Genomic DNA, 25553 nt, shown 5'->3' with positions numbered 1-25553 from the left:
CACCTTGACCAATCGCTAGAGGAAAGCCTAAGAAAACCGAACTTTACTTTTTCGAATATGTTCATTAAAGTTCGAAAACGAACACTATCGGTTCGATAGTTTTTCCAAACAGCTTTCCGAATTCGACGCAGGGGACACAGCAGGTGACGCAAGGCTCGAGATACGATTTGCTCGTCGTGGGCGGCGGGATCAACGGCGCAGGCATCGCACGCGATGCGGCGGGCCGCGGCCTGTCGGTGCTGCTCTGCGAACAGGATGATCTGGCGGCCCATACGTCGTCGGCCAGTACCAAGCTGATTCACGGCGGCCTGCGCTATCTCGAGTACCGCGAGTTCGGGCTGGTGCGCAAAGCCCTGCAGGAGCGCGAAACGCTGCTACGCGCAGCGCCGCACATCATGTGGCCGCTGCGCTTCGTGATGCCGCATATGCCTGATCTGCGCCCGGCCTGGCTCATTCGCGCCGGCCTGTTCCTTTACGATCACCTCGCTAAACGCGAACTGCTGCCCGGCTCGCGCGGCATTGTGATGCACAATCATCCTGCCGGCGCGCCGCTGGTCGATTCGATCAAGCGCGGTTTCGTGTATTCGGACGGTTGGGTGAATGACGCGCGCCTGGTCGTGCTCAACGCGCTGGATGCGCAGGAACGCGGCGCAAAGATTCTCACGCGTACCAAACTGCTGAGCGCGGTGCGCGCCGGTGGCGAATGGCGCGCGCAACTCAAGCGCGCGGACGGCACGATTCTCGACGTGCGCGCGGCTTCCATGGCAAACGCGGCCGGTCCGTGGGTCGGCGAACTGCTGCAAGGCGCGCTCGGCCGCGAGGCGACGCATAGCGTGCGCCTCGTGAAAGGCAGCCATATCGTCACGCGCCGCCTGTTCGATCACGATCACGCGTACATCTTCCAGAATCCGGACAAGCGGATCATCTTCGCGATTCCGTACGAACACGACTACACGCTGATCGGCACGACCGACCTCGAATATCGCGGCGACCCATCGAAAGTCGCGATCGACGCGGACGAAATACAGTATCTGTGCGATTCGATCAACCGCTATTTCAAGCAGAAGATCTCGCCGCAAGACGTGCGCTGGACCTACTCGGGCGTGCGTCCGCTGCTCGAGGAAGAAGGTGCGGACAACCCGTCGGCGGTCACGCGCGATTACTCGCTCGAATTCGACGCGCCCGCGGGCGAAGCACCGCTTCTGTCCGTGTTCGGCGGCAAGATCACGACGTTCCGCAAGCTCGCGGAAGAAGCCGTGGACAAACTCGCTTATGCGCTGCATAACGGCACGCCTTCGTGGACAGCCGGTGCGCCGTTGCCCGGCGGCGATATTCCGCAAGCCAACTTCGAGCGCTTCCTCGCCGGTTTCAAGCAGCAGAACGCGTGGCTGCCCGCCGATCTGGCTCATCGACTCGCGCGTGCATACGGCACGCGCGTGAAGCATGTGATTGGCAATGCGCGCTCGGTGGCGGACCTCGGCCGCGCTTTCGCGCCAGGCCTGTACGAAGCCGAACTCACCTATTTGCGCGACACCGAATGGGCGCGCAGTGCGCAGGACGTGTTGTGGCGCCGCTCGAAACTCGGCCTGCACATCGAACCGGGCACGCTCGATTCGATCACACACGACATCGACGCGTGGTTCGCCCGCGAACCGTTCCGACAGAGTGCCTAGTCAAGGCAGTTAGTTATTAATTAGGTTACCTGGTTAAACCACGTAGTCGCATCGTATGGCCAGTCTTTATCAACGCGGCCCGACTACGTGGACGAACCCGCACGAACTGAATCGATTTTCACCCCTCGGCTACTGACAAAGCCGGGACGCGCAACCTCAAGCTATTGCCGCCCGCTTAAAACAACAAGCCGTTCCCGTCGCCGGATAGAAGTCCGGCGATTCATAAAACAAATGGAGAAGAGACAATGCAGGATCAGTACATCCTCGCGCTAGACCAAGGCACCACCAGCTCCCGCGCGATGCTGTTCGACCGGCTCGGCAACGTCGTGTCGACCGCTCAGAAAGAATTCCAGCAAATCTATCCGCGTCCGGGTTGGGTCGAGCACGACCCGCAGGAAATCTGGTCGACCCAGGCCGGCGTCGCCGCCGAAGCCGTCACGCGCGCCGGCATGAATGGCACGTCGATCGCCGCGATCGGCATTACCAATCAGCGCGAGACCACCATCGTGTGGGACCGCGAAACCGGCCATCCGATCTATAACGCGATCGTCTGGCAAGACCGCCGCACGGCCGACTTCTGCGACCAGCTCAAAGAGCAAGGTCTCGAAGAAAAAGTCCGCGCGAAAACCGGCCTGCCGATCGACTCGTATTTTTCCGCAACCAAGATCCGCTGGATTCTCGACAACGTCGAGGGCGCGCGCGAAAAAGCGAAGCAAGGGCGCCTCGCGTTCGGCACGGTGGATAGCTGGCTGGTGTGGAATTTCACCAAGGGCGGCCTGCACGTCACCGACGTGACCAACGCGTCGCGCACCATGCTGTTCAACATCCACACGCTGAAGTGGGACGACGAGCTGCTCGAAGCGCTCGACATTCCGCGCAACATGCTGCCGGAAGTGCGGGCGTCGTCGGAAGTGTACGGGCCGACCAAGACCACCGTGTTCGCTTCGAAGATTCCGCTCGCGGGCATCGCCGGCGACCAGCACGCGGCCCTGTTCGGCCAGATGTGCACGGAGTCGGGCATGGTGAAGAACACCTACGGCACCGGCTGCTTCCTCGTGATGAACACCGGCGACAAGCCGATCGAATCGAAGAACAATCTCGTCACCACGATTGCCTGGCAAATCGGCGACCAGATCAACTACGCGCTCGAAGGCAGCATCTTCATCGGCGGCGCGGTGGTGCAATGGCTGCGCGACGGCCTCGGCATCATCAAGAACGCCGCTGAAATCGAAACCCTCGCGCAGAGCGTGTCGCATAGCGACGGCGTGTATCTGGTGCCCGCCTTCGCCGGTCTCGGCGCGCCGCACTGGAACGCCCGGGCGCGCGGCACGCTGTTCGGTGTGACGCGCGGTACGAGCTCGGCGCATATCGCCCGCGCCGCGCTCGACTCGATCGCCTATCAATCGCTCGACGTGCTGAAAGCGATGGAAGCCGACTCCGGCATTCGTATCGGCGAATTGCGCGTGGACGGCGGCGCGTGCGCGAACAATCTGCTGATGCAATTCCAGGCGGACATTCTCGGCGTCGACGCGGTTCGTCCGAAGGTATCGGAGACGACCGCATTGGGCGCGGCGTATCTGGCCGGTCTCGCGGTCGGCTACTGGAAAGACGTGAACGAACTGAAGAGCCAATGGGCGCTCGACCGCCGTTTCACGCCGGCCCTCCCGCACGCCAACGTCAAGGAATGCCTCGACGGCTGGCAGCGCGCGATTCGCGCCGCGAAGGCCTGGGCCGATACGCCCTGATTGCCTCGACCCGTTCCATAAGACATCTTTCGACATAACGAAGCCGCTTTTCCCGCGGCTTCCCTAACAACTATATTTCGGATACCAAATCATGTCTCCTTACATTGCGGAATTCATCGGCACCGCGCTACTGGTGCTGCTCGGCAACGGCGCGGTTGCCAACGTGCTGCTCGCGCGCACCAAAGGCAAAGGCGCGGACCTGATCGTGATCGTGATGGGCTGGGCGATGGCCGTGTTCATCGCCGTGTACGTCACCGCGTCTTACAGCGGCGCGCACCTGAATCCTGTCGTCACGATCAGCCTCGCGCTGGCCGGCAAATTCGCATGGGCCAAGGTGCCGGGCTACATCGCGGCGCAGATGCTCGGCGGTATGGCGGGCGCCCTGCTTGTGTGGCTCGCGTATCGTCAACATTTCGCGAAAGAAGGCGATGCCGACGTGAAGCTCGGCGTGTTCTGTACGGCGCCCGCCATTCGCAGCGTGCCGCATAACCTGCTCACCGAAATGATCGCGACCTTCGTGCTGATTCTCGGCGTGCTGTATCTGGCTTCGCCGCAAGTTGGTTTGGGCGCGCTCGACGCGCTGCCGGTCGGCCTGCTCGTACTCGGCATCGGCATTTCGCTCGGCGGCCCGACCGGTTACGCGATGAGCCCGGCGCGCGACCTGTCGCCGCGTCTGATGCACGCGCTGCTGCCGATTCCGGGCAAGCGCGACAGCGACTGGCGTTATTCGTGGATTCCGGTGTGCGGTCCGCTGCTGGGCGGCGCAGCGGCAACGGGCTTGTATCTGTACCTGCACGCGCACTGATTCTGCGGCGCACATGGGGCGCATATATAAGGCGCGCACACGGCGCACTAAACACACGCCCAAGGCGCAAATAAGCGCCGACGGAAAGCGACGGCGCCGCGCACGCGGCGCCAAAGCACGTATCATGATGCTTTCAATCTCCGCGCATGAGCTTGCAATCGTCTTGCTCGCGTGCCTCTCGCTTTCCGTTTTAAAAGCATGATCGACCACCTCATCTGTGACTGCGACGGCGTGCTCGTCGACAGTGAAATCATCGCCGACCGCGTGATGCTCGAAACGCTGTCCGCCACCTTCCCCGGCCTCGACTTCGAACCTGTCGTCAAGACGGCGTTCGGCCAGCAGACCTCGCGCTTCCTCGAAGGTATCGAGAAGTCGTTCGATATCACGCTACCCACCGATTTCTTCAATACGATCGAGCACAACGTCGAGCTTGAGCTCGCGGCCTCGCTCAGCCCGATCAACGGCGTGCGCGACGCCTTGCAACGCGTCACCCTGCCGGCCGCTGTCGTGTCGAATAGCCGGATGGCGCGTGTGAATGCGTCGGTGCGGCGCGCGGGCTTGCAGCAGATTTTCGGCGAACGGATTTTTAGCGCCGAACAGGTGGCGCGGCCGAAGCCTTACCCCGATGTTTATCTGTTCGCTGCAAAGACACTGGGCGTGGAGCCGGCGCGATGCGTCGTCGTGGAAGATAGCGTGGCCGGTTTGAATGCGGCGCGTGCGGCGGGCATGAAGACGATTGCCTTCGTGGGTGCGAGCCATATCCCCGACGGTTATGCGGATGCCCTGCGTAAGATGGGCATGACCCGCATCATGAAGCATATGGATGAACTGCCCGCGCTGGTTGAAGCCGGCGTGCGCGGTGAGTTTGGCGACGTGCAGTCGTAACGGATGCTGCAATAAAAAAGCCGGCTGCGGTAGCTGGCTTCAGGCTTCAGACATGACAAACCCCACGCTTTTCCAGGCGTGGGGTTTGTTTTTGCAAACATCAAACCTCGTCGGCGACACATTCGCGCGCCGTCGCCAGCGCCTCGCGGAATTCCACCAACTCCGCGATCGTCAGCATCGGCAGATTGTGTTGCGCCGCGAAGCGCTCCACGTCCGCACCGCGCGTCATCGTGCCGTCCGCGTTCATCAGTTCGCACAGCACGCCGGCCGGCTTCAGACCCGCGAGAACCGCCAGATCGACCGTGCCTTCGGTGTGGCCGCGACGCGCCAGCACGCCGCCAGGCTGCGCGCGCAACGGGAACACGTGACCCGGGCGCACGATATCGGCCGGCTTCGCCGTATCGCTGATCGCCGCGCGGATCGTGGTCACGCGATCGAGTGCGGACACGCCGGTGGTCACGCCATCGCGCGCTTCGATCGAGACCGTGAACGCGGTGCCATGACGGCTTTCGTTGTTGACGGCCATAGGCGGCAATTCGAGTGCGCGAATCTTCTCGTCGGGCAGGCACAGGCAGACGATGCCGCTGCATTCGCGAATCAGCAAGGCCATGGTTTCGACGGAAAGACGCTCGGCGGAAACGATCAGATCGGCTTCGTTCTCGCGGTCGTGATCGTCTTGCAGGACGACGGCGCGGCCATCGCGCATGGCCTGCAAGGCGGCGGCGATACGCGGCGGAACGGGCTCGGTGTCGAGCAGGGGGAGATCGAGCGATGCATCGGGTGCAATCGTCGACGGAGCAGGAAAAGTAGCAAAGGACATAGTTGAAACGCTCATCGCAAAAGTTGGGCGAGAAACGTTTCAGGGCATTGCAAACAGACAAAGACGCGCCGTTGAACGCCGCGAAAAGCGACGCTCGCGCCCCGCTTCAACTGCTAGCGGCGCCACGGAAACGAACATGACTATCTGCACATCTTCTTCCATCCGGACTCTAACCGTCGGCTCTGGCTTCTCACCAGATCTGCTGACCCCCTGTCGACCCGAGTTGCCGCTTTAGCGGTTACTCGGGTCCCATGCAAGGCTGTCGACCTGAGTTAGCGCTTTAGCTGTCGATCGAAGTTCGCGCTTTAGCTCGCTACTCCGATCCCATGCAAAGCACTTACTCTCGTCCCATGCAACGTAGTTGCACAGTGCCAAACACATTGACGACACGGGCGCTCGCGGGCTCACCGGCTCACGCTTTCGCGCTGCCGGCATACCGCCGGTGGGGAATTTCACCCCGCCCTGAAGACGCACTGATTGCCGGACCAACCGGCTGGCGAAGCATACAACAGTCGCGCAAGACCTGCAGCGCGACCCCTACTGGGTAGACGGACTTTGCTGCTTCATCGTCCGATCCGCCTGAAAAAGTATTCGTCAGACCGGCACGGCCTGCCTTGGCAAATCGTGCGGCGCGGGCACGTCCCAGCGCGGCGGCGTTTCCGCCTTCAGCGTCACGCGAAACGCGCGCGCTTCTGTGTCGCCGGGATTGCGCAGGCTGTGCGGCTGGTCGGCGTCGAACACAATAGCGTCACCCGTTGCCAGTAATTGGCGCTGATCGTGCACGCTGACTTCCAACGTGCCCTCGCTCACCACCAGATTCACGGTGGTGCCCGGCGCGCGGCGTGTGCCGGCCTCGGTATGCAACGGCGCGATACGCAACTCATGAAACTCGGCAGCAGTCGGCTCGGCGTCGGGATAAAGCGGCCGGGCCGAGTAGCGCCCATTCGAGCTGACGACACGCGACGAACGCTCCGCCGGCAAATGCTCGAAGCCGTTGGTCGCATGACGTCGCAAGAACGCCGCCACCGATACCTTCAACGCCGATGCGACCTTGCACAGCACCTTGATCGACGGCACACTGCGCGCCGACTCGATCTGCGCGAGCATCGCTCGCGAGACGCCCGAAGCACGGGCGAGAGCATCGAGCGAAAGTTGGCGCTCGGCGCGCAAACGGGCGAGATTCACGCCGACCAGATGTTCAAGCGCATCGAAGGGTTCAGTGGCACGCGGCGACCCATCGGTGTCAGCCGTGGGATCGCGAACCAACGCAAGCGGGGAATGCATGATTGCCTCCAGGAGCGCCGCCGGACGGCGGGCAAGCGGTTAGTGGAAGCAAGATAGCATCGCGCCTCGCCGCGCCCAACGAAGTTATCTTCACACTGTTATCAGCATTGCGGAGGACGGTTCTCGCAAAGCTTGTGCGAATTTTTCATATGGGCGTGGCCGCGCCGATGCGAGCGCTCGGACGCTCCCGGGCAGGCGTTTAGACGCACCCCGGGCTCGCCAAGGCGCTCGCGCACACTCAGGCGCTCACCCACACTCACGCGCTTTGCGCCACAGCCCTCGCCGGCGCATCCATCCTCGCCGCGAACCACGTGAGCAGCAACGCCACCACACTGACCGCCGCCGCAACCCACGGCAGCGTATCGAGCGAATGGCCGTGATTGATCACCAGACCGCCTAACCACGCGCCGCCTGCATTGCCCACGTTGAACGCACCGATGTTCAACGTCGAAGCCAGATTCGGCGCCGCCGCGGCTTTCTCGACCACGCGCATCTGCAATGGCGGCACGGTCGCAAAAGCAGCAATGCCCCACACAAAAATGGTGATCGCCGCGGCCACTTGCGAATGGCTGGTCCGCGCGAAAATCGCCATCACGACCGCGAGCGCCACCAGAATGCCCATCAGCGAAGGCATCAATGCGCGGTCCGCGAGCTTGCCGCCCACGGTATTGCCGATCGTGAGGCCGATACCGAACAGCACCAGAATCAGCGTCACGCCGCGCGGCGAGAATCCGCTGACCTGCTCGAGAATCGGCGCGATATAAGTGAACACGACGAACACGCCGCCGAAGCCGAGCACCGTCATCGCAAGCGCGGTCCAGACTTGCGGGTCCTTCAGCACGCGCACTTCGTGACCCAGGCCGACCGGGCCGGAATCATGACGATTCGGCACCAGCAGCGACACGCCAGCCAGCGACAGCACCCCAAACACGCTGACGATCCAGAACGCCGCACGCCAGCCGAATTCCTGACCGACGAACGTGCCGAACGGCACACCGAGCACGTTCGCGAGCGTCAAGCCGGTGAACATCAGCGCAATCGCGCTCGCCCGCTTTTCAGCCGGCACGAGCGAAGCCGCCACCACTGCGCCGATGCCAAAGAACGACCCATGCGCAAACGACGTCACCACGCGGGCGAACATCAGCACGGAATAGCTGGACGCAATCGCGCACAGCGTATTGCCGACGATGAACACGCCCATCAGCAACTGCAACGCGAGCTTGCGCGGCATCTTGCTGGTGACCACTGCGAGCAGCGGCGCGCCGACGGCGACGCCGAGCGCATAGCCACTCACCAGCAAACCGGCAGACGGAATCGACACGGCCAGATCGCGCGCAACATCGGGCAGCAAGCCCATGATCACGAACTCGGTCGTGCCGATCGCGAAAGCGCTGATCGCTAACGCCAGTAATGGAATGGGCATTTTTCTACTCCAGGTTCTAAAGTTAAGCGTGTTAGCTGCGATGAACGTGACGCAGCGCGGTCACGAATTCGATGACCACACCCGGCGCGAGCGCGGTGAACAATTGCAATTCGGCTTGCTGCGGACCCATCTGTGGCACTTCGGCGAGTTGATAAGGCACATCCGCCGCATGCAAGCGCTGCAACAGCGCCTGCCATTCGTCGGCGCTGTCCAGCCGGAACGCGACATGGTCGATGCGCGGCGCGGCCCTGCCTGTCTGGGCAGGCACCGTCGCGTCGATCAGATGAATCACCGGACGGCCGTTTGCATACAGCCAGTGGCCGTCGACCGAAAACGGCGGACGCGCGCCATCCGTCAGCCCGGCAACGTCGACAAAAAAACGTCGCGCGGTCTTCAGGTCGGCGGTGACGATCGTTGCGTGATCGAGTTGCATGGCGGGGCTGCACGAAGCACTAAGGGTTTACGAGGAGTGCATTGTGAGCGGAACACGTCGTTTTGATAATTGGCGTAGCATTTGAAGCATTTTAAAATTATTTTAAAAGATCGCGATGGATAACCTCGGTGATATCCGCCTGTTCGTCGAAGCGGCGCAGCAGGGCAGCCTCTCGGCGGCGGGCCGCAAGATGGGCCTGACGCCGGCCGCCGCCAGCGCGCGGTTGGCCAAACTCGAAGCCGGCCTGAAAACACGTCTGTTCGAGCGCACCACCCGTCAACTCAGGCTCACGGACGAGGGCCGGCTGTACCTGAACTGCTGCCGCCAGGCGCTGCAATCGCTCGACGACGCCGAGGCCGCGCTGCAAGCCGGCCAAGGCGTGGTGCGCGGCAAGGTGCGAATCTCGGCGACTTCGGACTTCGGCCGCAATCTGCTGATGCACTGGCTCGACGAGTTCAACGCGCTTTACCCGGAAGTCACGTTCGCGCTGACGCTTTCGGACTCGCTATCGAATCTGGTGCAGGAAGACATCGATCTGGCAATCCGCTTTGGCGTGCCGCGGGACAGCTCGCTCGTCGCCCGCAAGCTGGCGTCGAACCGGCGGGTGCTGTGCGCCTCGCCGGACTACATCGCTCGCAAGGGCGAACCGAAAGATCCGCACGACCTGGCGAACTTCGACTGCATCGTGCTCGGCACCGCGTCCGGACCGGTCAACGAGTGGCGTTTCACACGCGGTGACGAAGTGCAGCACTACACCGTGCCGTTCGAGACCTCCCGGGAAACCAACGACGGCGCCGTGGCCCGGGAATGGGCGCGGCGCGGCTACGGCATCGTCATCAAGTCGATGTGGGACGTGGAAGCGGACTTGCGGGGCGACTGCCTGAAAATCCTGCTGCCCGAATGGCGCTATCCGGACGCGCCATTGCACGCGCTCTACCACCGCAACCGTTTCATGGCGCCGCGCGTGCGCGCGCTGCTGGATTTCCTGAGCGAGCGCTTCGCGCAAGTGTCGGACGAACTGGAAGGCCTGCTGGGCTTGCCGCCGGAGCGGCCGCGAGCCAAGGCCGCGGCGGAAACCGCATCCGATGAAGGGCTATAATATTGCGCTACGCTGCAAACGTGTATTGAAAGTGGACCGAAATGGGCTCAGGCAAGCACCAGCGCCGCCCCGTGGCCCGTCCGCACGTTTCCAACCCCCTTTACCTTTTAAACGATGCCCCCAGGTTAACCACTGCGACCGGCGAAAATCGATGACCAAGAAAGTTTATGTAAAGACCTACGGCTGCCAGATGAACGAGTACGACTCCGACAAGATGGTCGACGTACTCGGCGCGGCTGAAGGCCTCGTCAAGACCGACACGCCGGAAGATGCGGACGTCATTCTCTTCAACACCTGCTCGGTGCGCGAAAAAGCGCAGGAGAAAGTCTTCTCCGAGCTCGGCCGTGTGCGCGAGTTGAAAGAAGCGAACCCGAATCTGATCATCGGCGTGGGCGGTTGCGTGGCAAGCCAGGAAGGTGCGTCGATCGTGGCGCGCGCACCGTATGTCGATCTGGTGTTCGGACCGCAAACGCTGCACCGTCTGCCGCAAATGATCGACAAGCGCCGCGAAAGCGGCCGTGCTCAGGTCGACATCTCGTTCCCGGAAATCGAAAAGTTCGATCACTTGCCGCCGGCGCGCGTCGATGGCGCGAGCGCGTTCGTCTCGATCATGGAAGGCTGCAGCAAGTACTGCAGCTACTGCGTCGTGCCCTACACGCGCGGCGAAGAAGTGTCGCGTCCGCTGGACGACGTGCTGACCGAAATCGCCGGCCTCGCCGACCAGGGCGTGCGCGAAGTCACGCTGCTCGGCCAGAACGTGAACGCCTATCGCGCCGGTATTACGCTCGGCTCGAGCGAAATCGCCGACTTCGCTCAGCTGATCGAATACGTTGCGGATATTCCGGGCATCGAACGGATTCGCTACACCACGTCGCATCCGAAGGAATTCACGCAGCGTCTGATCGACACCTACGCCAAGGTGCCGAAGCTCGTCAGCCATCTGCATCTGCCGGTGCAGCACGGTTCCGACCGCATCCTGATGGCGATGAAGCGCGGCTACACGGTGCTCGAATACAAGTCGGTGATCCGCAAGCTGCGCGCGATCCGTCCGGACCTGTCTTTGTCGACCGACATGATCGTCGGCTTCCCCGGCGAGACGGAAGAAGACTTCGACAAGATGATGGCGTTGATTCACGAGATGAAGTACGACACCAGCTTCTCGTTCATCTACAGCCCGCGTCCCGGTACGCCGGCTGCGAATCTGCACGACGACACGCCACACGAAGTGAAGCTCAAGCGTCTGTACCATCTGCAGGCTACGATCGAAGAAAACGTGCAGCGCATCAGCGATTCGATGGTCGGCAAGATCGAGCGGATTCTGGTCGAGCGCCCGGCGCGCAAGGATCCGAACGAACTCGCGGGGCGCACCGAGAACAACCGCGTGGTGAATTTCCCGGCGCCGGTCGCATCGCATGCGCGGCTGATCGGCCAGATGGTGGACGTGAAAATCGTCCATGCGTACCCCCATTCGTTACGTGGCGAACTCGTGCTGGTGCACGACGACACCCACGCGACCACTCACTGAGCGACGCCCGCCCGGCGTCACGAACCCGACAGGATCGATCCACCGCCTTGAAGACCACTCAGCAGCATCTGGAATTCACCGCACCGCGCGACGACAACGCGCGGCTCGCCAACCTCTGCGGACCGCTCGACGAAAATCTGCGGCAGATCGAGCAGGCGCTTGACGTCACACTGCAACGCCGTGCCCACCGCATCACGATTCGCGGGCGCGGCGCAAAACTCGCGCTCACCGCGCTCGAAAACTTCTACAACAACGCGCGCGAGCCGCTGTCGGTCGACGACATCCAGCTCGCGCTCGTCGAAGTGCGTCACCCGGCGCGCCATCGCGCGAATGGCAACGGCCAGGGCGCGGACGCCGCAGACACACGTTTTCCCGGCAATCCGGACCATCCATTCGATCAGCCCGCCGACAGCAGCGAAGACGATCTCGAAGAACTCGGCCCGAAGCTGTACACGCGCCGCGCCGATCTGCGCGGCCGCACGCCGATGCAACGCGAGTATCTGAAGCAGATCATTTCGCACGACGTAACGTTCGGCGTCGGTCCGGCGGGTACGGGCAAAACGTATCTCGCGGTGGCTTGCGCGGTGGACGCGCTGGAGCGCGATCAGGTGAAACGCATCGTGCTGACGCGTCCAGCCGTCGAAGCGGGCGAACGCCTCGGCTTCCTGCCGGGCGATCTGGCGCAGAAGGTCGATCCGTATCTGCGTCCGCTGTACGACGCGCTGTACGACCTGCTCGGCTTCGACAAGACCGCCAAGATGTTCGAGCGGCAGATGATCGAAATCGCACCGCTCGCCTACATGCGCGGCCGCACGTTGAATCACGCGTTCATCATCCTCGACGAGGCGCAGAACACCACGCCCGAACAGATGAAGATGTTCCTCACGCGGATCGGTTTCGGCTCGAAGGCCGTGGTGACCGGCGACACGACCCAGGTCGACTTGCCGCGTGGCGCGAAGAGCGGGCTGATCGAAGCGCAACAGGTGCTGGCGGACGTGCGCGGCATTGCGCTTACGCGTTTCACGAGCGCGGACGTGGTGCGACATCCGCTGGTCGCGCGAATTGTGGAAGCGTACGATGCCCATTCGCAGAAAACCGCCAGTCCGGTGAATTCGCGCTAGTTTGTGGCCTTGATTGGCGTCGCTCATTTGCGGCGCTAATTTGAGTCACTCAATTGCGTCACTCATTTGCGTCAGTTTTCACCGGATATGCCGTAGCAACCCAAGCAACAAGCCGACACCGCATGAGCCGCGCACCAAAACTGACGTTGAATCTGCAATTCCCCGCCGCCAAGGCCTGGCCGGAACACAAAGCGCTGCTGCCGCGCGCGACCGTGGCCGGCTGGATCAAGGCGGCGCTCTTCGCGGACGGCGAACTGACCGTGCGTTTCGTCGACGCCGAAGAAGGCCGCCTGCTTAACCGCACCTATCGCGGCAAGGATTACTCCACCAACGTGCTGACCTTCGCCTACGCCGAATCGGAAGACGATCCGGTGACCGGCGACCTGATCCTGTGCTGCCCCGTGGTGGAGAAAGAAGCCGCCGAGCAGGGCAAACCGCTGATCGCGCACTACGCGCATCTGCTTGTGCACGGCACCCTCCATGCGCAAGGCTACGATCACGAGATCGAGGAAGAAGCCGAGGAAATGGAAGCGATCGAAACCGAAATCCTTGGCAAGCTCGGCTTCCCGGATCCTTATCAATAGTCTGTGCCGCCATCTTCAAAAGTCACCGTGAGCACGTCCTCCCCTGAAGCCGAGACCCGAAATACGCCCTGCCCGGACTATCCGCCCGCGCTCGGCGAGTCGCGGCTGCTGACGGACGAGGAGTTGCGCGCATCGCTCGACTGCGCGTTGCGCGACTGGGACCGCAAGAGCGACCTGTGGCTATTCGGCTATGGTTCGCTGATCTGGAATCCTGGTCTCCCCACCATCGAAGCCACCCGTTCGAAAGTGCACGGCTATCACCGCGGCCTGTATTTGTGGTCGCGCGTGAATCGCGGCACGCCCGAGCAGCCGGGCCTCGTGCTCGCGCTCGATCGCGGCGGCTCGTGCTCCGGCATCGCCTTCCGCCTCGCCGCCGAGGGCGCGATGCCGCATCTGGAAGCGTTGTGGCGCCGTGAAATGGCGATGGGATCGTACCGCCCGGCGTGGCTGCCCTGCGTGCTCGCCGACGGCCGGCGCGTCGACGCGCTCGCGTTCGTGATGCGGCGCGACGTGCCGAGCTACACCGGCAAGCTGCGCGACGAGATCGTCAAAGCCGTGTTCGGCTGCGCGAGCGGCCGCTACGGCACCACGCTCGAATACGTCAGCCGCACCGTCCATGCGTTGCGCGAAAGCGGCATGCCCGACCGCGCGCTGGAGGCGCTGCTTGAACGTTGCTGTGAGAAAAGCCGCAAGGCCGGGCAGAAATAGGGCAACGGCGGACAGCCTTGGAGCCAGCGCGCTTTTTTGCTCGAAAACGCTTTTCCTCCTGTAATCAGTTAGGATTGACCTACGCCCCCACCGCACGCGGCCGGGCGGCTTGATTACCGTTTCACTCATCGCCAGACCAGGCGGGACACGGTCCTGCCATGTGACTGGTGTATCCTTAATGCTCTGCAACAGCGCGCCCAGTCTCGCCGGGCGCACTACCATGAACGACACGTATCCCAGTCGACGTCAAACCGACAAACCGCAAGAAAAACGCTCACTCCTCGAGCGTCTGACCGACTTCATCTCGCCCGAGCCCGACTCGCGTGCAGAACTCCTGGAAATCCTGCAGGACGCGCACGAGCGCAACCTGATCGACGCCGACTCGCTGTCGATGATCGAGGGCGTATTCCAGGTGTCCGAACTGAGCGCCCGCGACATCATGGTGCCGCGCGCACAAATGGACGCGATCAACATCGCGGACAATCCCGCCGAATTCATCCCCTACGTGCTGGAAAAGGCGCACTCGCGTTATCCGGTCTACGAGGGCAATCGCGACAACATCATCGGCGTGCTGCTCGCGAAAGATCTGCTGCGCTACTACGCCGAAGAAGAATTCGACGTGCGCGGCATGCTGCGCCCCGCCGTCTTCATCCCCGAGTCGAAGCGCCTGAATGTGCTGCTGCACGACTTCCGCGTGAATCGCAACCACCTCGCGGTGGTGGTCGACGAATACGGCGGCGTGGCGGGCCTGATTACGATCGAAGACGTGCTGGAACAGATCGTCGGCGATATTGAAGACGAATACGATTTCGACGAAGAAAGCGGCAACATCATCGCGTCGCCGGACGGGCGCTTCCGCGTGCGCGCGCTCACCGAAATCGAGCAGTTCAACGAGGCTTTCGGCACGCATTATTCGGACGACGAAGTCGATACCATCGGCGGCCTCGTCACGCATCATTTCGGACGGGTGCCGCATCGCGGTGAAAAAGTCCGCCTCGACGATCTGATCTTCGAGATTCTGCGTGGCGACGCCCGCCAGATTCACATGCTGCTGGTGCGCCGCGACCCGCTTGCCGGCCAGCGCGAGCGCGAAGCACAGCACGTGCAAACCTGATCCGCTATTTTTCTTCGCTTCTTCAACTCCTCACGCCGACCGCGCAACAATGGCCGACCCGATTACATCCCGTTCGCGCCGCGGCGTGAGTGCTCCTGCCGCCCCTGCCACCCGAGATGCACGCGGCCGTGCGCTGCCCCGCTGGCATTACCTCGTCGCGTTGGCCGCTGGTGCGGCCAATACGTTGTCGTTCGCACCGACGCCGCACGGCGGCTGGCTCGAACTCGTGATCTTCGCTTTCTTCTTTGCGTGGCTGACACGTACCACCAGCTGGAAAAGCGCAGCGCTGACGGGTGGTGCTTTCGGCTTCGGCAACTTCGCCACCGGTGTGTGGTGGCTGTACGTGAGCATGCACGATTACGGCGGCATGGCCGCGCCGCTCGCGGGCGCGGCGGTCGTGCTGTTCTCGCTGTATCTGGCGGTGTACCCGGCGTTCGCTGCGGGCATCTGGTCGTTCTGCGCCGGACATGCGCGCAACGGCGCCTCCGCTACCGGCACGTCCGACACCGACCAACCGTTCTCGCCGACCTGGCACGGCGCGCTGGCTTTTGCGAGCGCGTGGGCGATCGGCGAATGGTTGCGCGGCACCGTTTTCACCGGCTTTCCGTGGCTTGGGAGCGGTTATGCGCAAGTAGACGGCCCGCTCGCAGGCTTTGCACCCGTGGCGGGTGTGTATGGAATCGGCTGGATGCTGGCGCTGGTGGCGGCGTTGATCGTGCAGGCGCTGGTACCACTGCTGCCGTCGCGCGGGCAACGCGATGCTGCTGCAGCAAGCAACGCTGGAAATGCTGGCAATGGCGCTAAACGCCATATCGCGCGCATCGCGGTCCCGGGGGGCGTCGCGCTTGCGCTGATCGCGGCCGGTCTGCTGTTGCCGCTCGTGCAGTGGACCCTGCCGGCCAACGCGCCGCTGACGGTACGTCTCCTGCAAGGCAACGTCAAACAGGAAATGAAGTTCGAAGAAGCCGGCATGCGCGCCGCGATCGACATGTATCAGCAGATGATCACGTCGAAGCCGGCCGACCTGATCGTCACGCCGGAAACCGCCATTCCGGTGCTTGCCCAGCAATTGCCGCCGCAGTTCGCCTCGGCAGTGCGCAACTTCTCGGATACAACGGGCACCGCGATCGTGTTTGGCGCGATCGGCGGCACCATCACGCCGGAAGGCCAGGTGGTCGACTATACGAATAGCCTGTTCGGCGTCACGCCGGGCATTCGCGACGTGTATCGCTACGACAAACACCATCTCGTGCCGTTCGGCGAATTCGTGCCGTGGGGCTTCCGGTGGTTCGTGAATCTGATGAGCATTCCACTCGGCGATTTCGCGCGCGGCGCGCCCGTGCAGAAGCCGTTCATCGTGCATAACCAACCGGTCTCCGTCGACATCTGCTATGAGGATATTTTCGGCGAGGAGATCGCGCGGAACATTCACGAGAGCAATACGCCGGCGGGCGTCCTCGTCAACTCGACCAATCTCGCCTGGTTCGGCGACACGATCGCACTCGATCAACATTTGCAGATCGCGCGCATGCGTTCGCTGGAAACCGGCCGCCCCATGCTGCGCGCCACCAACACCGGCACGACCGCCGCGATCGACGCCAACGGCAAGGTGATCGGACGCCTGCCGCCGTACACGATCGGCTCGCTCGATGTGAAGGTGCAAGGGACCTCGGGCAGCACGCCCTATGTGACAAGCGGCAACAACACGGTGCTGGCGGTTTCGTTGTTCTTGCTGGCGTTCGGGTTTGCGTTCGGGCCGGGAATCAGGCGGCGGCAAAACGGTAAAAAATAATCCGCCTCAATAGAAAACGCGCGCTCCGAAACATCGTGAGCGCGCGTTTATAAAAAATCAGGCGTTACTGATTCGAAGCAATCCGCTGCTGAATATGCTGCGCGCGCGCCGGAGAGGCCGGATGCGAACTCAACATACTCGACTTGCCGCCATCCAGTTGTGCGAGCTTGCTGAAAGCCGTTACCAATCCCGATGGATCGAGACTCTTCTTTTTCTGCAAGTCGAATGAATAATCGTCGGCTGCGCTTTCCTGGGCTTGAGAGAACTGCGCATTAATCAGCTTCTCGGAAAAATCGCCAAGCTGCGAGCTGGACAAACTCCCCGCCACGCCGCCCGCCGACGAAGCCACCGAGCGCGCCGCCGAAGTCGCGTACGCGACCTGCAGCGCCTTCCTCGTATGGCCGAGCGCCACGTGGCCCATTTCATGGCCGACCACGCCGCGCACTTCGTTGTCGTTCATCATGTCCATCAGGCCGCTATAGACGCGCACGCAGCCATTTGCCATCGCCCATGCATTGACGTCCTTGGTGACGTAGACCTTGTAGTTCACCGGCACGCCGTTGATGTTATTGCCCAGTTGCGCGGCGATCTTATTCAGACGTTTCTGGTACTTGCTGTTCGCCGCGGCAATCTGATTTTCGCTATCCAGTTGTGCGCAAGACTTGTCGGTCAGCGAGCGCACGTCGGTGTCGCTGAGCGTGGCGGCCTGAACGGCCTGCTGGCCGGACTGGATCAGCGCAGTCGGATTGACGTTGTTGACGCTCGAACACGCGGCAAACAGGGCGCAGGCAGAAGCGGCAATGACAAAGCGGTACGGTTTTATGGTGGAAGTCTCGGTTGCGGACGTTATTAATATCGACGGTGCGTTTTAAGGCGCCGCCCATTCGCAATGGCCGCATATCACCGGAGAAAAACTCCACCTATGTCGATTGCATAAACCATTGCGTCACGCGACAGACAAAAAAAATGCGCCTGACGGGTAGGCGCATTTTTACCACAGTCGCAAGCTTTAATTTATACAAATGAAAGCTTGAATGACATCATTTTGCAATCTGGCGAACATTTTAGGCATTTCGCATCCAGACAACCGCTCCGCTTCGCGGCCAGGAGGACTTCTCTCAATTCGCCGGTACCGTATCGATAAACGACTGACGCAACGACAGCTTCTGGAAATGCTTATCCAGATTCGGATACGGTTCGCGCCAGTTCAACTCAGGCATGCGGAAATCGAGGTAACCCAGCGCGCAACCCACCGCGATATCCGCGAGCGTGTAGTGATTGCCCGTGCACCATGGCTTGCCGCCCAAACCTTGCGACATCGCGATCAGGCCTTCGTCGATCTTGCGTTGCTGCCGCGCCACCCACGCGTCCACGCGCTGCTCGGGCGTGCGCTGGGTACTTTCGAGGCGAATCAGCACCGCGGCGTCGAGGATGCCGTCGGCGAGCGCTTCCCAGCACCGCACTTCGACGCGCTCGCGCCCCGACGGCGGAATCAGCTTACCGACCGGCGACAACGTATCCACGTATTCGCAGATCACCCGCGAGTCGAACACCGCTTCGCCGTCTTCCATGACGAGGCATGGCACCTTGCCGATCGGATTGAAGGTGTGAATCGTGGTGTCCGGCGCCCAAACGTTCTCCTGGACGAGTTCGTAGTCGATCTTCTTGTCGGCCAGAACGATCCGCGCTTTGCGCACGAACGGGCTGGCGAGCGAACCGATGAGTTTCATCATTGCCATCTGCCTTTTCTTGAATTCGGCGAAAGTATAAGTGGTCGGCGGCATTCCCGAGTATGGTGAAGCCGCTTCGCAAGCCGCATGGATGCTCGCTGTGGATGGATTGCAACATTGCCGCAGCGCTCGCGCGCAGTCTACCCGGCCAAATGGCCAATGCGGTTGGGGGCCACCTTCTCCCGTCAGTATCCGTGCAAAATAAGTCGCCGCATTGGGCGCTACAATCGCAAAATGAACCAGCCGACCGAACCCATCATCGCCACCGACGTCTACCGCACGCGCCGCGAGCGCGTACTCGCCGCGCTGCGCGCAGCAGGCGGGGGCGTCGCCATCGTGCCCACCGCGCCGGAAAAGCTGCGCAACCGGGACGCCGACTACCCCTACCGGCACGATAGCTACTTCTACTATCTGACAGGCTTCACCGAACCCGAGGCCTGGCTGGTGCTCGACGCGAGCGCCGCGCCTGGCGGCCCGGCGTCGATCCTGTTTTGCCGCGAAAAGAATGTCGAGCGCGAGACGTGGGACGGATTCCGTTTCGGGCCAGACGGCGCGCGCGAGGCGTTCGGCTTCGACGCCGCCTTCGCCGTGAGCGAAGTCGATACGCAACTGCCGCGTATTCTCGCTGACAAGCCGTCGCTGCATTACGCGCTCGGCACCTCGGCGGAACTGGACGAACAGGTGCGCGGCTGGCTCGACGCGGTGCGTGCGCAGGGCCGCAGCGGCGTCGCCGCCCCCACCGTCGCGCAGGATCTGATCCCGCTGCTCGACGACATGCGGCTCGTCAAGGATCACCACGAGCTCGCCATCATGCGCCGCGCCGGACAGATTTCGGCGCAAGCGCATCGTCGCGCCATGGCCGCCTGCCACCCCGGCGTGCGCGAGTACGAACTCGAAGCCGAGTTGCTCTACACATTCCGCAAGTTCGGCGCGCAGGCGCCGGCTTACACGTCGATCGTCGCTGCGGGCGCCAACGCCTGCGTGCTGCACTACCCGGCCGGCAATGCAATTGCCCAGGACGGCGATCTGATCCTGATCGACGCCGCCTGCGAACTCGACGGCTATGCATCCGACATCACCCGCACCTTTCCGGCAAGCGGCCGCTTCACGCCGGCGCAGCGCGAGCTGTACGGCATCGTGCTGGCCGCCCAGCAGGCTGCCGTCGACGCCACCCGCGTCGGCGCCACCTTCGACGATCCGCACCAGGCCGCTGTGCGCGTGCTGTCGCAAGGGCTGCTTGACACCGGCATCATCGATCGCACGAAGTTCGCCTCGGTCGGCGACGTAATCGGCGAGCGCGCCTATGCGCCGTTCTATATGCACCGCACCGGCCATTGGATCGGCATGGACGTGCACGATGTCGGCGATTACCGCGAACGGGGCGCACCGCGCGACGAAGCGGGCGCGCTGCCGTGGCGCACGCTGCAGGCGGGGATGGCGCTGACCGTCGAGCCCGGTCTGTACATCCGTCCGGCCGAGGGCGTGCCCGAGCGCTACTGGAACATCGGTATCCGCATCGAAGACGACGCGATCATCACGCCGGACGGTTGCGAGCTGATCACGCGCGACGTCCCGGTGGCCGCCGAGGAGATCGAGGCGCTGATGCAGGAAGCCCGCGCTGCCCAGGATGCTGGGAAGTAACCCAAGGAAGCAACCCGCAATGAACGACGTTTCCCAGTCGACGGTAATTCTGAAACCCGCCGTGTCCGACCGTCCCTTCGATTTCGACGTGACGATCGTCGGCGCCGGGCCGGTCGGGCTGGCGCTTGCCGGCTGGCTGGCGCGCCGCAGCGCGACGCACGCGCTGAAGATCGCGCTGATCGACGCGCGCGAGCCGGAAGATTCGATCGCCGATCCGCGCGCGATCGCCGTGTCGCAGGGCAGCCGGATGATTCTCGAACCGCTGCGCTGGCCCGCCGACGCCACCGCGATCCAACGCATCCACGTGTCGCAGCGCGGCCATTTTGGCCGCACGCTGATCGACCACAGTGAGCACGGCTTGCCGGCGCTCGGCTATGTGCTGCGTTATGGCGCGATCGTGCATGGTCTCGCCGAAGCTGTTCACGCGACGTCCGTGCACTGGTTCCGCTCCACCTCCGCCGCGGCGCCGACTCAGGATCTCGACGGCGTCACGCTGCCGATCGAAACCGCGGGTGTCGAGCGCCAACTGCGCACGCGGATTCTGGTCAATGCCGAGGGCGGCCTGTTCGGCGACCAGAAAACCGCCGGGCGCGCAGGAAGCGGCGCCAGCGGTGACTCACGCGATTACGGACAGACCGCGCTGGTCGGCACGGTCAGCGTGTCGGCGCCACAACCGCACGTGGCGTGGGAGCGCTTCACGTCGCAAGGGCCCATCGCGCTGCTGCCAATGGGCGGCGTGCGCGGCGCGAATTACGCGCTGGTGTGGTGCTGCGCCCCCGAAGAAGCCGCGCGACGCGCCCAGCTCCCCGACGACGAATTCCTCCGCGAACTCGGCGCCGCATTCGGCAGCCGCATGGGCAGCTTTACGCAAATCAAGGGGCGCGCGTCGTTTCCGCTGGGACTGAACACGGTCGATACGCTCGTCAAGGGCCATATCGTCGCCATTGGCAATGCGGCGCAGACGCTGCATCCGGTGGCGGGCCAAGGTCTGAATCTTGGCTTGCGCGACGCGCATGCGCTTGCCGATGCCTTGTCGACGGAGGGCCCCACCCCGCTCGCGCTCGCTACGTTCGCGCAACGCCGCGCGCTCGACCGGCGCCTGACGATCGGCGCGACCGACACGCTCGCACGCCTTTTTACCGTCGACTTCCCACCGCTCGCCGCCTTGCGCGGCCTCGCTCTCACCGCGCTCGAATTCGTGCCGCCGGTGAAAACCGCGCTGGCGCGGCAAATGATGTTCGGTCAGCGCCGCTAAGTGGCGCCAAGCATAGCCCGCTCGCGCCCCACCGCCGCTGCAGCCTTTTTAGGCACCGCATGCGGAGCGGCGCGAGCGGTGCCGGTTCTATGAACCGCACCACTTTCATAGAAGATTTAATGAGTTACGACGGCCCCAAGTCGGGTGCCGACCAGCTGTTAACGCTAAAATAGCTGTTTTCCCTCGCATTTCGCGATCGCGCCGATTGACAGAATTTGAACAATCGGCCGCGGGCGCGTCCAAGTCATGCCTACTCTCGGCTCCCACAATCTGCGTAATAACCTGTTCGTCGCCCCCATGGCCGGCGTGACCGACCGTCCGTTCCGGCAATTGTGCAAGCGGCTGGGCGCGGGCTACGCGGTGTCGGAAATGGTCGCGTCGAATGCGCAGTTGTGGAAAAGCGAAAAGACCATGCGCCGTGCCAATCACACGGGCGAGGTCGAACCCATCGCCGTGCAGATCGCCGGCGCCGATCCGGCCATGATGGCCGAAGCCGCGCGCTACAACGTGGCGAACGGTGCGCAGATCATCGACATCAACATGGGCTGCCCGGCCAAGAAGGTGTGCAACGTGGCCGCAGGCTCGGCGCTGTTGCAGAACGAGCCGCTGGTGCAGCGCATTGTCGAGGCGGTCGTGGGCGCGGTCGGCACCGGGCCGGATGCCGTGCCCGTCACGCTGAAAATCCGCACCGGCTGGGATCGCGACAACAAAAACGCTTTGTCGGTTGCGCGTCTGGCCGAAACCGCCGGCATTTCCATGCTGACCGTGCACGGCCGCACCCGCGCCGACCTGTATCACGGCGACGCCGAATACGAAACCATCGCCGCCGTCAAAGCGGCGGTGCGTATTCCGGTGGTCGCCAATGGCGACATTACGTCGCCGCAAAAAGCCCGCGAGGTGCTCGCCGCCACCGGCGCCGACGCCATCATGATCGGCCGCGCCGCGCAGGGGCGTCCGTGGCTGTTCCGCGAGATCGAGCATTTCCTGCAAACGGGCGAGTTGCTGCCGCCGCCGCGCATCGACGAAATCCAGCAGGTGATGAACGAGCATCTCGAAGATCACTACGCTTTCTACGGCGAATTTACGGGCGTCCGCACAGCGCGTAAGCATATCGGCTGGTACACTCGCGGCCTTTCTGGCGCCAACGTGTTCCGGCACCGCATGAATACGCTGGACACCACGCGCGAACAACTCCTCGCCGTCAACGAATTCTTCGACGCCCAAAAGGCGTTCTCCGACCGCCTCGTCTACGTTGACGAGACGCTCAGCAAGAACGACGGCGAGCCGGACCATACCGACCGACTAGCAGCATGAGCAAGAACAATATCGAACAATCTGTCCGCGACAGCCTGGGAATGTATTTCCAGGATCTCGACGGCTCCAATCCGCATGACGTCTACGACATGGTTATTTCATGCGTAGAAAAACCCTTGCTCGAAGTGGTGCTCGAGCAGGCCGGCGGCAACCAGTCGCTGGCCGCCGAGTATCTCGGCATCAACCGCAATACGCTGCGCAAGAAGCTGCAACAGCACGGTTTGTTGTAATTTCTCGGCGCCCTGCCACGTTTCCCTTCGGCTATTCGTCTTCATCATGATCAAGCAAGCGCTCATCTCCGTTTCCGACAAGTCCGGCATCGTCGATTTCGCCAAGTCGCTGTCGGACCTCGGCGTCAAGATCCTGTCGACCGGCGGCACCGCGAAACTGCTCGCGGACGCGGGCCTCTCCGTCACCGAAGTCGCCGACTACACGGGCTTCCCGGAAATGCTGGACGGGCGCGTGAAAACGCTGCATCCGAAGGTGCACGGCGGCATTCTGGCGCGCCGCGATCTGCCGGAACACATGGCCGCGCTTGAAAAGCACGACATCCCGACGATCGACCTGCTGGTCGTGAATCTGTATCCGTTCGTGCAGACCGTGTCGAAAGAAGAGTGCTCGCTGGAAGACGCGATCGAGAACATCGACATCGGCGGCCCGACCATGCTGCGCTCGGCCGCGAAGAATCATCGCGACGTGACGGTGGTGGTCGATCCGGCCGATTACGCAGTGGTGCTGGACGAAATGCGCGCGAATAGCAACGCGGTGTCGTACAAGACGAACTTCCGCCTCGCCACCAAGGTGTTCGCCCACACCGCGCAGTACGACGGCGCGATCACGAACTACCTGACGAGCCTCACCGACGAATTGCAACACGCGTCGCGCAACACTTACCCGGCTACATTCAACCTCGCGTTCGACAAGGCGCAGGACCTGCGTTACGGCGAAAACCCGCATCAGAGCGCCGCGTTCTATCGCGACCTCGCCGTGCCGGCGGGCGCACTGGCGAACTACGAGCAGTTGCAGGGCAAGGAACTGTCGTACAACAACATCGCCGATTCCGACGCAGCGTGGGAATGCGTGAAGACGTTCGACGTGCCGGCCTGCGTGATCGTCAAGCACGCGAATCCGTGCGGCGTGGCAGTGGGCGCGGACGCGAACGAAGCGTATGCGAAGGCGTTCCAGACCGACCCGACCTCGGCGTTCGGCGGCATCATCGCGTTCAACCGTGAAGTGGACGAAGTTGCTGCGCAGGCGGTGGCCAAGCAGTTCGTCGAAGTGCTGATCGCTCCGTCGTTCAGCGCGGCGGCTCGCCAGGTGTTCGCGGCCAAACAGAACGTGCGCCTGCTGGAAATCGCTTTGGGCGAAGGCCATAACGCGTTCGATCTGAAGCGCGTCGGCGGCGGCCTGCTGGTGCAATCGCTCGATTCGAAGAACGTGCAGCCGCACGAATTGCGCGTGGTCACGAAGCGTCACCCGACGCCGGAGGAAATGGACGACCTGCTGTTCGCGTGGCGCGTCGCGAAGTACGTGAAGTCGAACGCGATCGTGTTCTGCGGCAACGGCATGACGCTCGGCGTCGGCGCGGGCCAGATGAGCCGCGTGGACTCGGCGCGGATTGCGAGCATCAAGGCGCAGAACGCTGGGTTGACGCTGAACGGTTCGGCGGTGGCGTCGGATGCCTTCTTCCCGTTCCGTGACGGTCTGGATGTGGTGGTTGCGGCAGGCGCGACCTGCGTGATTCAACCGGGCGGTTCGATGCGCGACGACGAAGTAATCGCCGCGGCTGACGAGCACAACATCGCGATGGTGGTGACCGGCGTGCGTCATTTCCGGCATTGATTCTTCAAGCCTCACGGGCGGCCATGGCTTCTTCGTGAAGCAACGGCCACCGAGTTGGCCTGAACGCAACGGCCCGGCGGATTGTTCTGCCGGGCCGTTTTTATTCCGCCAGCCTCGCCACACCGCGCGTTCGTTGTAGTATCCCAAGCACCTGGTTTTCACCGCACCTGCGGCACCTCATGAGAATTCTCGGCATCGACCCCGGCTTGCGCGTCACCGGCTTTGGCGTCATCGATCAAACCGGACACACGCTCAGCTACGTCGCAAGCGGCGTGATCAAAACCGCCGACGCCGATCTGCCGTCGCGTCTCGGCACCATTTTCGAAGGCATCTCGACGCTGATCCGTCAGCATTCGCCGGATCAGTCGGCGATCGAAAAGGTGTTCGTCAACGTCAACCCGCAATCCACCTTGTTGCTCGGCCAGGCGCGTGGCGCGGCGATCTGCGGACTCGTGGCGGGCGGCGTGCCGGTCGCCGAATACACGGCGTTGCAGTTGAAGCAGGCCGTGGTGGGCTACGGCCGCGCGACCAAGGAGCAGATGCAGCAGATGGTGGTACGGTTGCTTAACCTCTCCGGCGTGCCCGGCACCGACGCCGCCGACGCCCTCGGCATGGCGATCTGCCACGCGCACGGCGGCACGACGCTTAGCACGCTAGGTGGCATTGCGCCGTCGCTTGCCAAGAAAGGCCTGCGAGTGCGGCGCGGACGGTTGGTGGGATAGGCGAATGCACGACACCAGCGCTAGCGGCGCAAGCCCGT

The 25553-nt window shown here is 62.9% G+C and carries 23 protein-coding genes and 1 riboswitch; of the genes, 17 read left to right on the top strand and 6 right to left on the bottom strand.

Features of this window, described 5'->3' with window-relative positions; translation table 11 throughout:
* Positions 1–143: 143 nt before the first annotated feature.
* The 4 genes from glpD (at position 144) to B0G76_RS01830 (ending at position 5108) form a co-directional block, all read left to right on the top strand.
* Positions 144–1673 (top strand): glycerol-3-phosphate dehydrogenase, encoded by a 1530-nt coding sequence (glpD, locus tag B0G76_RS01845; RefSeq protein WP_120289632.1) that lies wholly within the window; start codon positions 144–146, stop codon positions 1671–1673.
* A gap of 245 nt (positions 1674–1918) precedes the next feature.
* On the top strand, positions 1919–3418 hold the full coding sequence (glpK, locus tag B0G76_RS01840) for a glycerol kinase GlpK (protein WP_120289630.1): 1500 nt from the start codon (positions 1919–1921) through the stop codon (positions 3416–3418).
* A gap of 91 nt (positions 3419–3509) precedes the next feature.
* Entirely contained in the window at positions 3510–4223 is a 714-nt protein-coding gene (locus tag B0G76_RS01835) for an MIP/aquaporin family protein (protein WP_120289628.1), read from the top strand.
* A 198-nt stretch (positions 4224–4421) separates the two neighbouring features.
* Entirely contained in the window at positions 4422–5108 is a 687-nt protein-coding gene (locus tag B0G76_RS01830) for an HAD family hydrolase (protein ID WP_120289626.1), read from the top strand.
* Between the two features lie 100 nt (positions 5109–5208).
* On the opposite strand, the gene ribB is transcribed toward B0G76_RS01830, so the two are convergent.
* The 4 genes from ribB to B0G76_RS01810 all read right to left on the bottom strand — a co-directional run bounded on the left by ribB (position 5209) and on the right by B0G76_RS01810 (position 9068).
* Complete coding sequence (ribB, locus tag B0G76_RS01825; RefSeq protein ID WP_120289624.1) at positions 5209–5928, bottom strand: 3,4-dihydroxy-2-butanone-4-phosphate synthase; 720 nt, start codon at positions 5926–5928, stop codon at positions 5209–5211.
* A gap of 146 nt (positions 5929–6074) precedes the next feature.
* A riboswitch (FMN riboswitch) is annotated at positions 6075–6402 on the bottom strand.
* Between the two features lie 120 nt (positions 6403–6522).
* A complete protein-coding gene (locus B0G76_RS01820; protein WP_120289622.1) occupies positions 6523–7212 on the bottom strand; it encodes a helix-turn-helix domain-containing protein in 690 nt (229 codons plus the stop codon).
* Positions 7213–7468: 256 nt separating this feature from the next.
* Complete coding sequence (locus B0G76_RS01815) at positions 7469–8635, bottom strand: MFS transporter (protein WP_120289620.1); 1167 nt, start codon at positions 8633–8635, stop codon at positions 7469–7471.
* A gap of 31 nt (positions 8636–8666) precedes the next feature.
* Positions 8667–9068, bottom strand: coding sequence for a VOC family protein (locus B0G76_RS01810; RefSeq protein WP_120289618.1), 402 nt, complete (start codon positions 9066–9068; stop codon positions 8667–8669).
* A 115-nt stretch (positions 9069–9183) separates the two neighbouring features.
* Here B0G76_RS01810 and B0G76_RS01805 point away from each other — a divergent pair, with 115 nt between their 5' ends.
* The 7 genes from B0G76_RS01805 (at position 9184) to lnt (ending at position 17011) form a co-directional block, all read left to right on the top strand.
* Complete coding sequence (locus B0G76_RS01805) at positions 9184–10167, top strand: LysR family transcriptional regulator (protein ID WP_120289617.1); 984 nt, start codon at positions 9184–9186, stop codon at positions 10165–10167.
* Positions 10168–10318: 151 nt separating this feature from the next.
* A complete protein-coding gene (gene miaB, locus B0G76_RS01800) occupies positions 10319–11692 on the top strand; it encodes a tRNA (N6-isopentenyl adenosine(37)-C2)-methylthiotransferase MiaB (RefSeq protein WP_120289615.1) in 1374 nt (457 codons plus the stop codon).
* Between the two features lie 47 nt (positions 11693–11739).
* On the top strand, positions 11740–12813 hold the full coding sequence (locus tag B0G76_RS01795) for a PhoH family protein (RefSeq protein ID WP_120289613.1): 1074 nt from the start codon (positions 11740–11742) through the stop codon (positions 12811–12813).
* Between the two features lie 122 nt (positions 12814–12935).
* The gene (gene ybeY, locus B0G76_RS01790) at positions 12936–13397 is read left to right on the top strand and encodes an rRNA maturation RNase YbeY (protein ID WP_120289611.1); all 462 of its coding nucleotides are present in this window, start codon (positions 12936–12938) and stop codon (positions 13395–13397) included.
* Between the two features lie 27 nt (positions 13398–13424).
* The gene (locus tag B0G76_RS01785) at positions 13425–14105 is read left to right on the top strand and encodes a gamma-glutamylcyclotransferase (RefSeq protein ID WP_120289609.1); all 681 of its coding nucleotides are present in this window, start codon (positions 13425–13427) and stop codon (positions 14103–14105) included.
* 220 nt (positions 14106–14325) lie between these two features.
* Entirely contained in the window at positions 14326–15219 is an 894-nt protein-coding gene (locus B0G76_RS01780) for an HlyC/CorC family transporter (protein WP_091799238.1), read from the top strand.
* Between the two features lie 49 nt (positions 15220–15268).
* Positions 15269–17011 carry an apolipoprotein N-acyltransferase gene (lnt, locus tag B0G76_RS01775; RefSeq protein WP_120289607.1) on the top strand — a complete coding sequence of 581 codons (1743 nt, stop codon included), beginning with the start codon at positions 15269–15271 and terminating at the stop codon, positions 17009–17011.
* Positions 17012–17075: 64 nt separating this feature from the next.
* On the opposite strand, the gene B0G76_RS01770 is transcribed toward lnt, so the two are convergent.
* Positions 17076–17834 carry a M48 family metallopeptidase gene (locus B0G76_RS01770; protein ID WP_120289605.1) on the bottom strand — a complete coding sequence of 253 codons (759 nt, stop codon included), beginning with the start codon at positions 17832–17834 and terminating at the stop codon, positions 17076–17078.
* A 295-nt stretch (positions 17835–18129) separates the two neighbouring features.
* Entirely contained in the window at positions 18130–18744 is a 615-nt protein-coding gene (locus B0G76_RS01765) for a glutathione S-transferase C-terminal domain-containing protein (protein WP_183081971.1), read from the bottom strand.
* Positions 18745–18975: 231 nt separating this feature from the next.
* Between B0G76_RS01765 and B0G76_RS01760 the strand changes: the two genes are divergently transcribed.
* The 6 genes from B0G76_RS01760 (at position 18976) to ruvC (ending at position 25515) form a co-directional block, all read left to right on the top strand.
* A complete protein-coding gene (locus tag B0G76_RS01760; protein WP_120289603.1) occupies positions 18976–20382 on the top strand; it encodes an aminopeptidase P N-terminal domain-containing protein in 1407 nt (468 codons plus the stop codon).
* 19 nt (positions 20383–20401) lie between these two features.
* Positions 20402–21637: a UbiH/UbiF/VisC/COQ6 family ubiquinone biosynthesis hydroxylase gene (locus tag B0G76_RS01755; protein WP_120289601.1), complete on the top strand. Its 1236-nt coding sequence runs from the start codon at positions 20402–20404 to the stop codon at positions 21635–21637.
* A gap of 246 nt (positions 21638–21883) precedes the next feature.
* Positions 21884–22951: a tRNA dihydrouridine synthase DusB gene (gene dusB, locus B0G76_RS01750; protein ID WP_120289599.1), complete on the top strand. Its 1068-nt coding sequence runs from the start codon at positions 21884–21886 to the stop codon at positions 22949–22951.
* On the top strand, positions 22948–23181 hold the full coding sequence (locus B0G76_RS01745) for a Fis family transcriptional regulator (protein WP_007180440.1): 234 nt from the start codon (positions 22948–22950) through the stop codon (positions 23179–23181). The genes dusB and B0G76_RS01745 overlap by 4 nt, the downstream gene beginning before the upstream one ends.
* Positions 23182–23227: 46 nt before the next feature.
* Complete coding sequence (gene purH, locus B0G76_RS01740) at positions 23228–24793, top strand: bifunctional phosphoribosylaminoimidazolecarboxamide formyltransferase/IMP cyclohydrolase (RefSeq protein WP_120289597.1); 1566 nt, start codon at positions 23228–23230, stop codon at positions 24791–24793.
* Positions 24794–24972: 179 nt separating this feature from the next.
* Positions 24973–25515 (top strand): crossover junction endodeoxyribonuclease RuvC, encoded by a 543-nt coding sequence (ruvC, locus tag B0G76_RS01735; RefSeq protein WP_063497310.1) that lies wholly within the window; start codon positions 24973–24975, stop codon positions 25513–25515.
* Positions 25516–25553 lie beyond the last annotated feature (38 nt).

This window comes from Paraburkholderia sp. BL23I1N1 (assembly GCF_003610295.1).
Classification (GTDB): domain Bacteria; phylum Pseudomonadota; class Gammaproteobacteria; order Burkholderiales; family Burkholderiaceae; genus Paraburkholderia.
The sequence above is the reverse complement of the archived record's forward strand: the minus strand, read 5'-3'. Positions and strand labels throughout refer to the sequence as shown.

Excerpts from the sequence above, each read along its gene's own strand:
- glpK (WP_120289630.1), top strand. The coding sequence starts at position 1,919 with ATGCAGGATCAGTACATCCTCGCGCTAGACCAAGGCACCACCAGCTCC.
- B0G76_RS01835 (WP_120289628.1), top strand. The coding sequence starts at position 3,510 with ATGTCTCCTTACATTGCGGAATTCATCGGCACCGCGCTACTGGTGCTG.
- B0G76_RS01830 (WP_120289626.1), top strand. The coding sequence starts at position 4,422 with ATGATCGACCACCTCATCTGTGACTGCGACGGCGTGCTCGTCGACAGT.
- ribB (WP_120289624.1), bottom strand. The coding sequence starts at position 5,928 with ATGTCCTTTGCTACTTTTCCTGCTCCGTCGACGATTGCACCCGATGCA.
- B0G76_RS01820 (WP_120289622.1), bottom strand. The coding sequence starts at position 7,212 with ATGCATTCCCCGCTTGCGTTGGTTCGCGATCCCACGGCTGACACCGAT.
- B0G76_RS01815 (WP_120289620.1), bottom strand. The coding sequence starts at position 8,635 with ATGCCCATTCCATTACTGGCGTTAGCGATCAGCGCTTTCGCGATCGGC.
- B0G76_RS01810 (WP_120289618.1), bottom strand. The coding sequence starts at position 9,068 with ATGCAACTCGATCACGCAACGATCGTCACCGCCGACCTGAAGACCGCG.
- B0G76_RS01805 (WP_120289617.1), top strand. The coding sequence starts at position 9,184 with ATGGATAACCTCGGTGATATCCGCCTGTTCGTCGAAGCGGCGCAGCAG.
- miaB (WP_120289615.1), top strand. The coding sequence starts at position 10,319 with ATGACCAAGAAAGTTTATGTAAAGACCTACGGCTGCCAGATGAACGAG.
- ybeY (WP_120289611.1), top strand. The coding sequence starts at position 12,936 with ATGAGCCGCGCACCAAAACTGACGTTGAATCTGCAATTCCCCGCCGCC.
- B0G76_RS01780 (WP_091799238.1), top strand. The coding sequence starts at position 14,326 with ATGAACGACACGTATCCCAGTCGACGTCAAACCGACAAACCGCAAGAA.
- lnt (WP_120289607.1), top strand. The coding sequence starts at position 15,269 with ATGGCCGACCCGATTACATCCCGTTCGCGCCGCGGCGTGAGTGCTCCT.
- B0G76_RS01765 (WP_183081971.1), bottom strand. The coding sequence starts at position 18,744 with ATGATGAAACTCATCGGTTCGCTCGCCAGCCCGTTCGTGCGCAAAGCG.
- B0G76_RS01760 (WP_120289603.1), top strand. The coding sequence starts at position 18,976 with ATGAACCAGCCGACCGAACCCATCATCGCCACCGACGTCTACCGCACG.
- B0G76_RS01755 (WP_120289601.1), top strand. The coding sequence starts at position 20,402 with ATGAACGACGTTTCCCAGTCGACGGTAATTCTGAAACCCGCCGTGTCC.
- dusB (WP_120289599.1), top strand. The coding sequence starts at position 21,884 with ATGCCTACTCTCGGCTCCCACAATCTGCGTAATAACCTGTTCGTCGCC.
- B0G76_RS01745 (WP_007180440.1), top strand. The coding sequence starts at position 22,948 with ATGAGCAAGAACAATATCGAACAATCTGTCCGCGACAGCCTGGGAATG.
- purH (WP_120289597.1), top strand. The coding sequence starts at position 23,228 with ATGATCAAGCAAGCGCTCATCTCCGTTTCCGACAAGTCCGGCATCGTC.
- ruvC (WP_063497310.1), top strand. The coding sequence starts at position 24,973 with ATGAGAATTCTCGGCATCGACCCCGGCTTGCGCGTCACCGGCTTTGGC.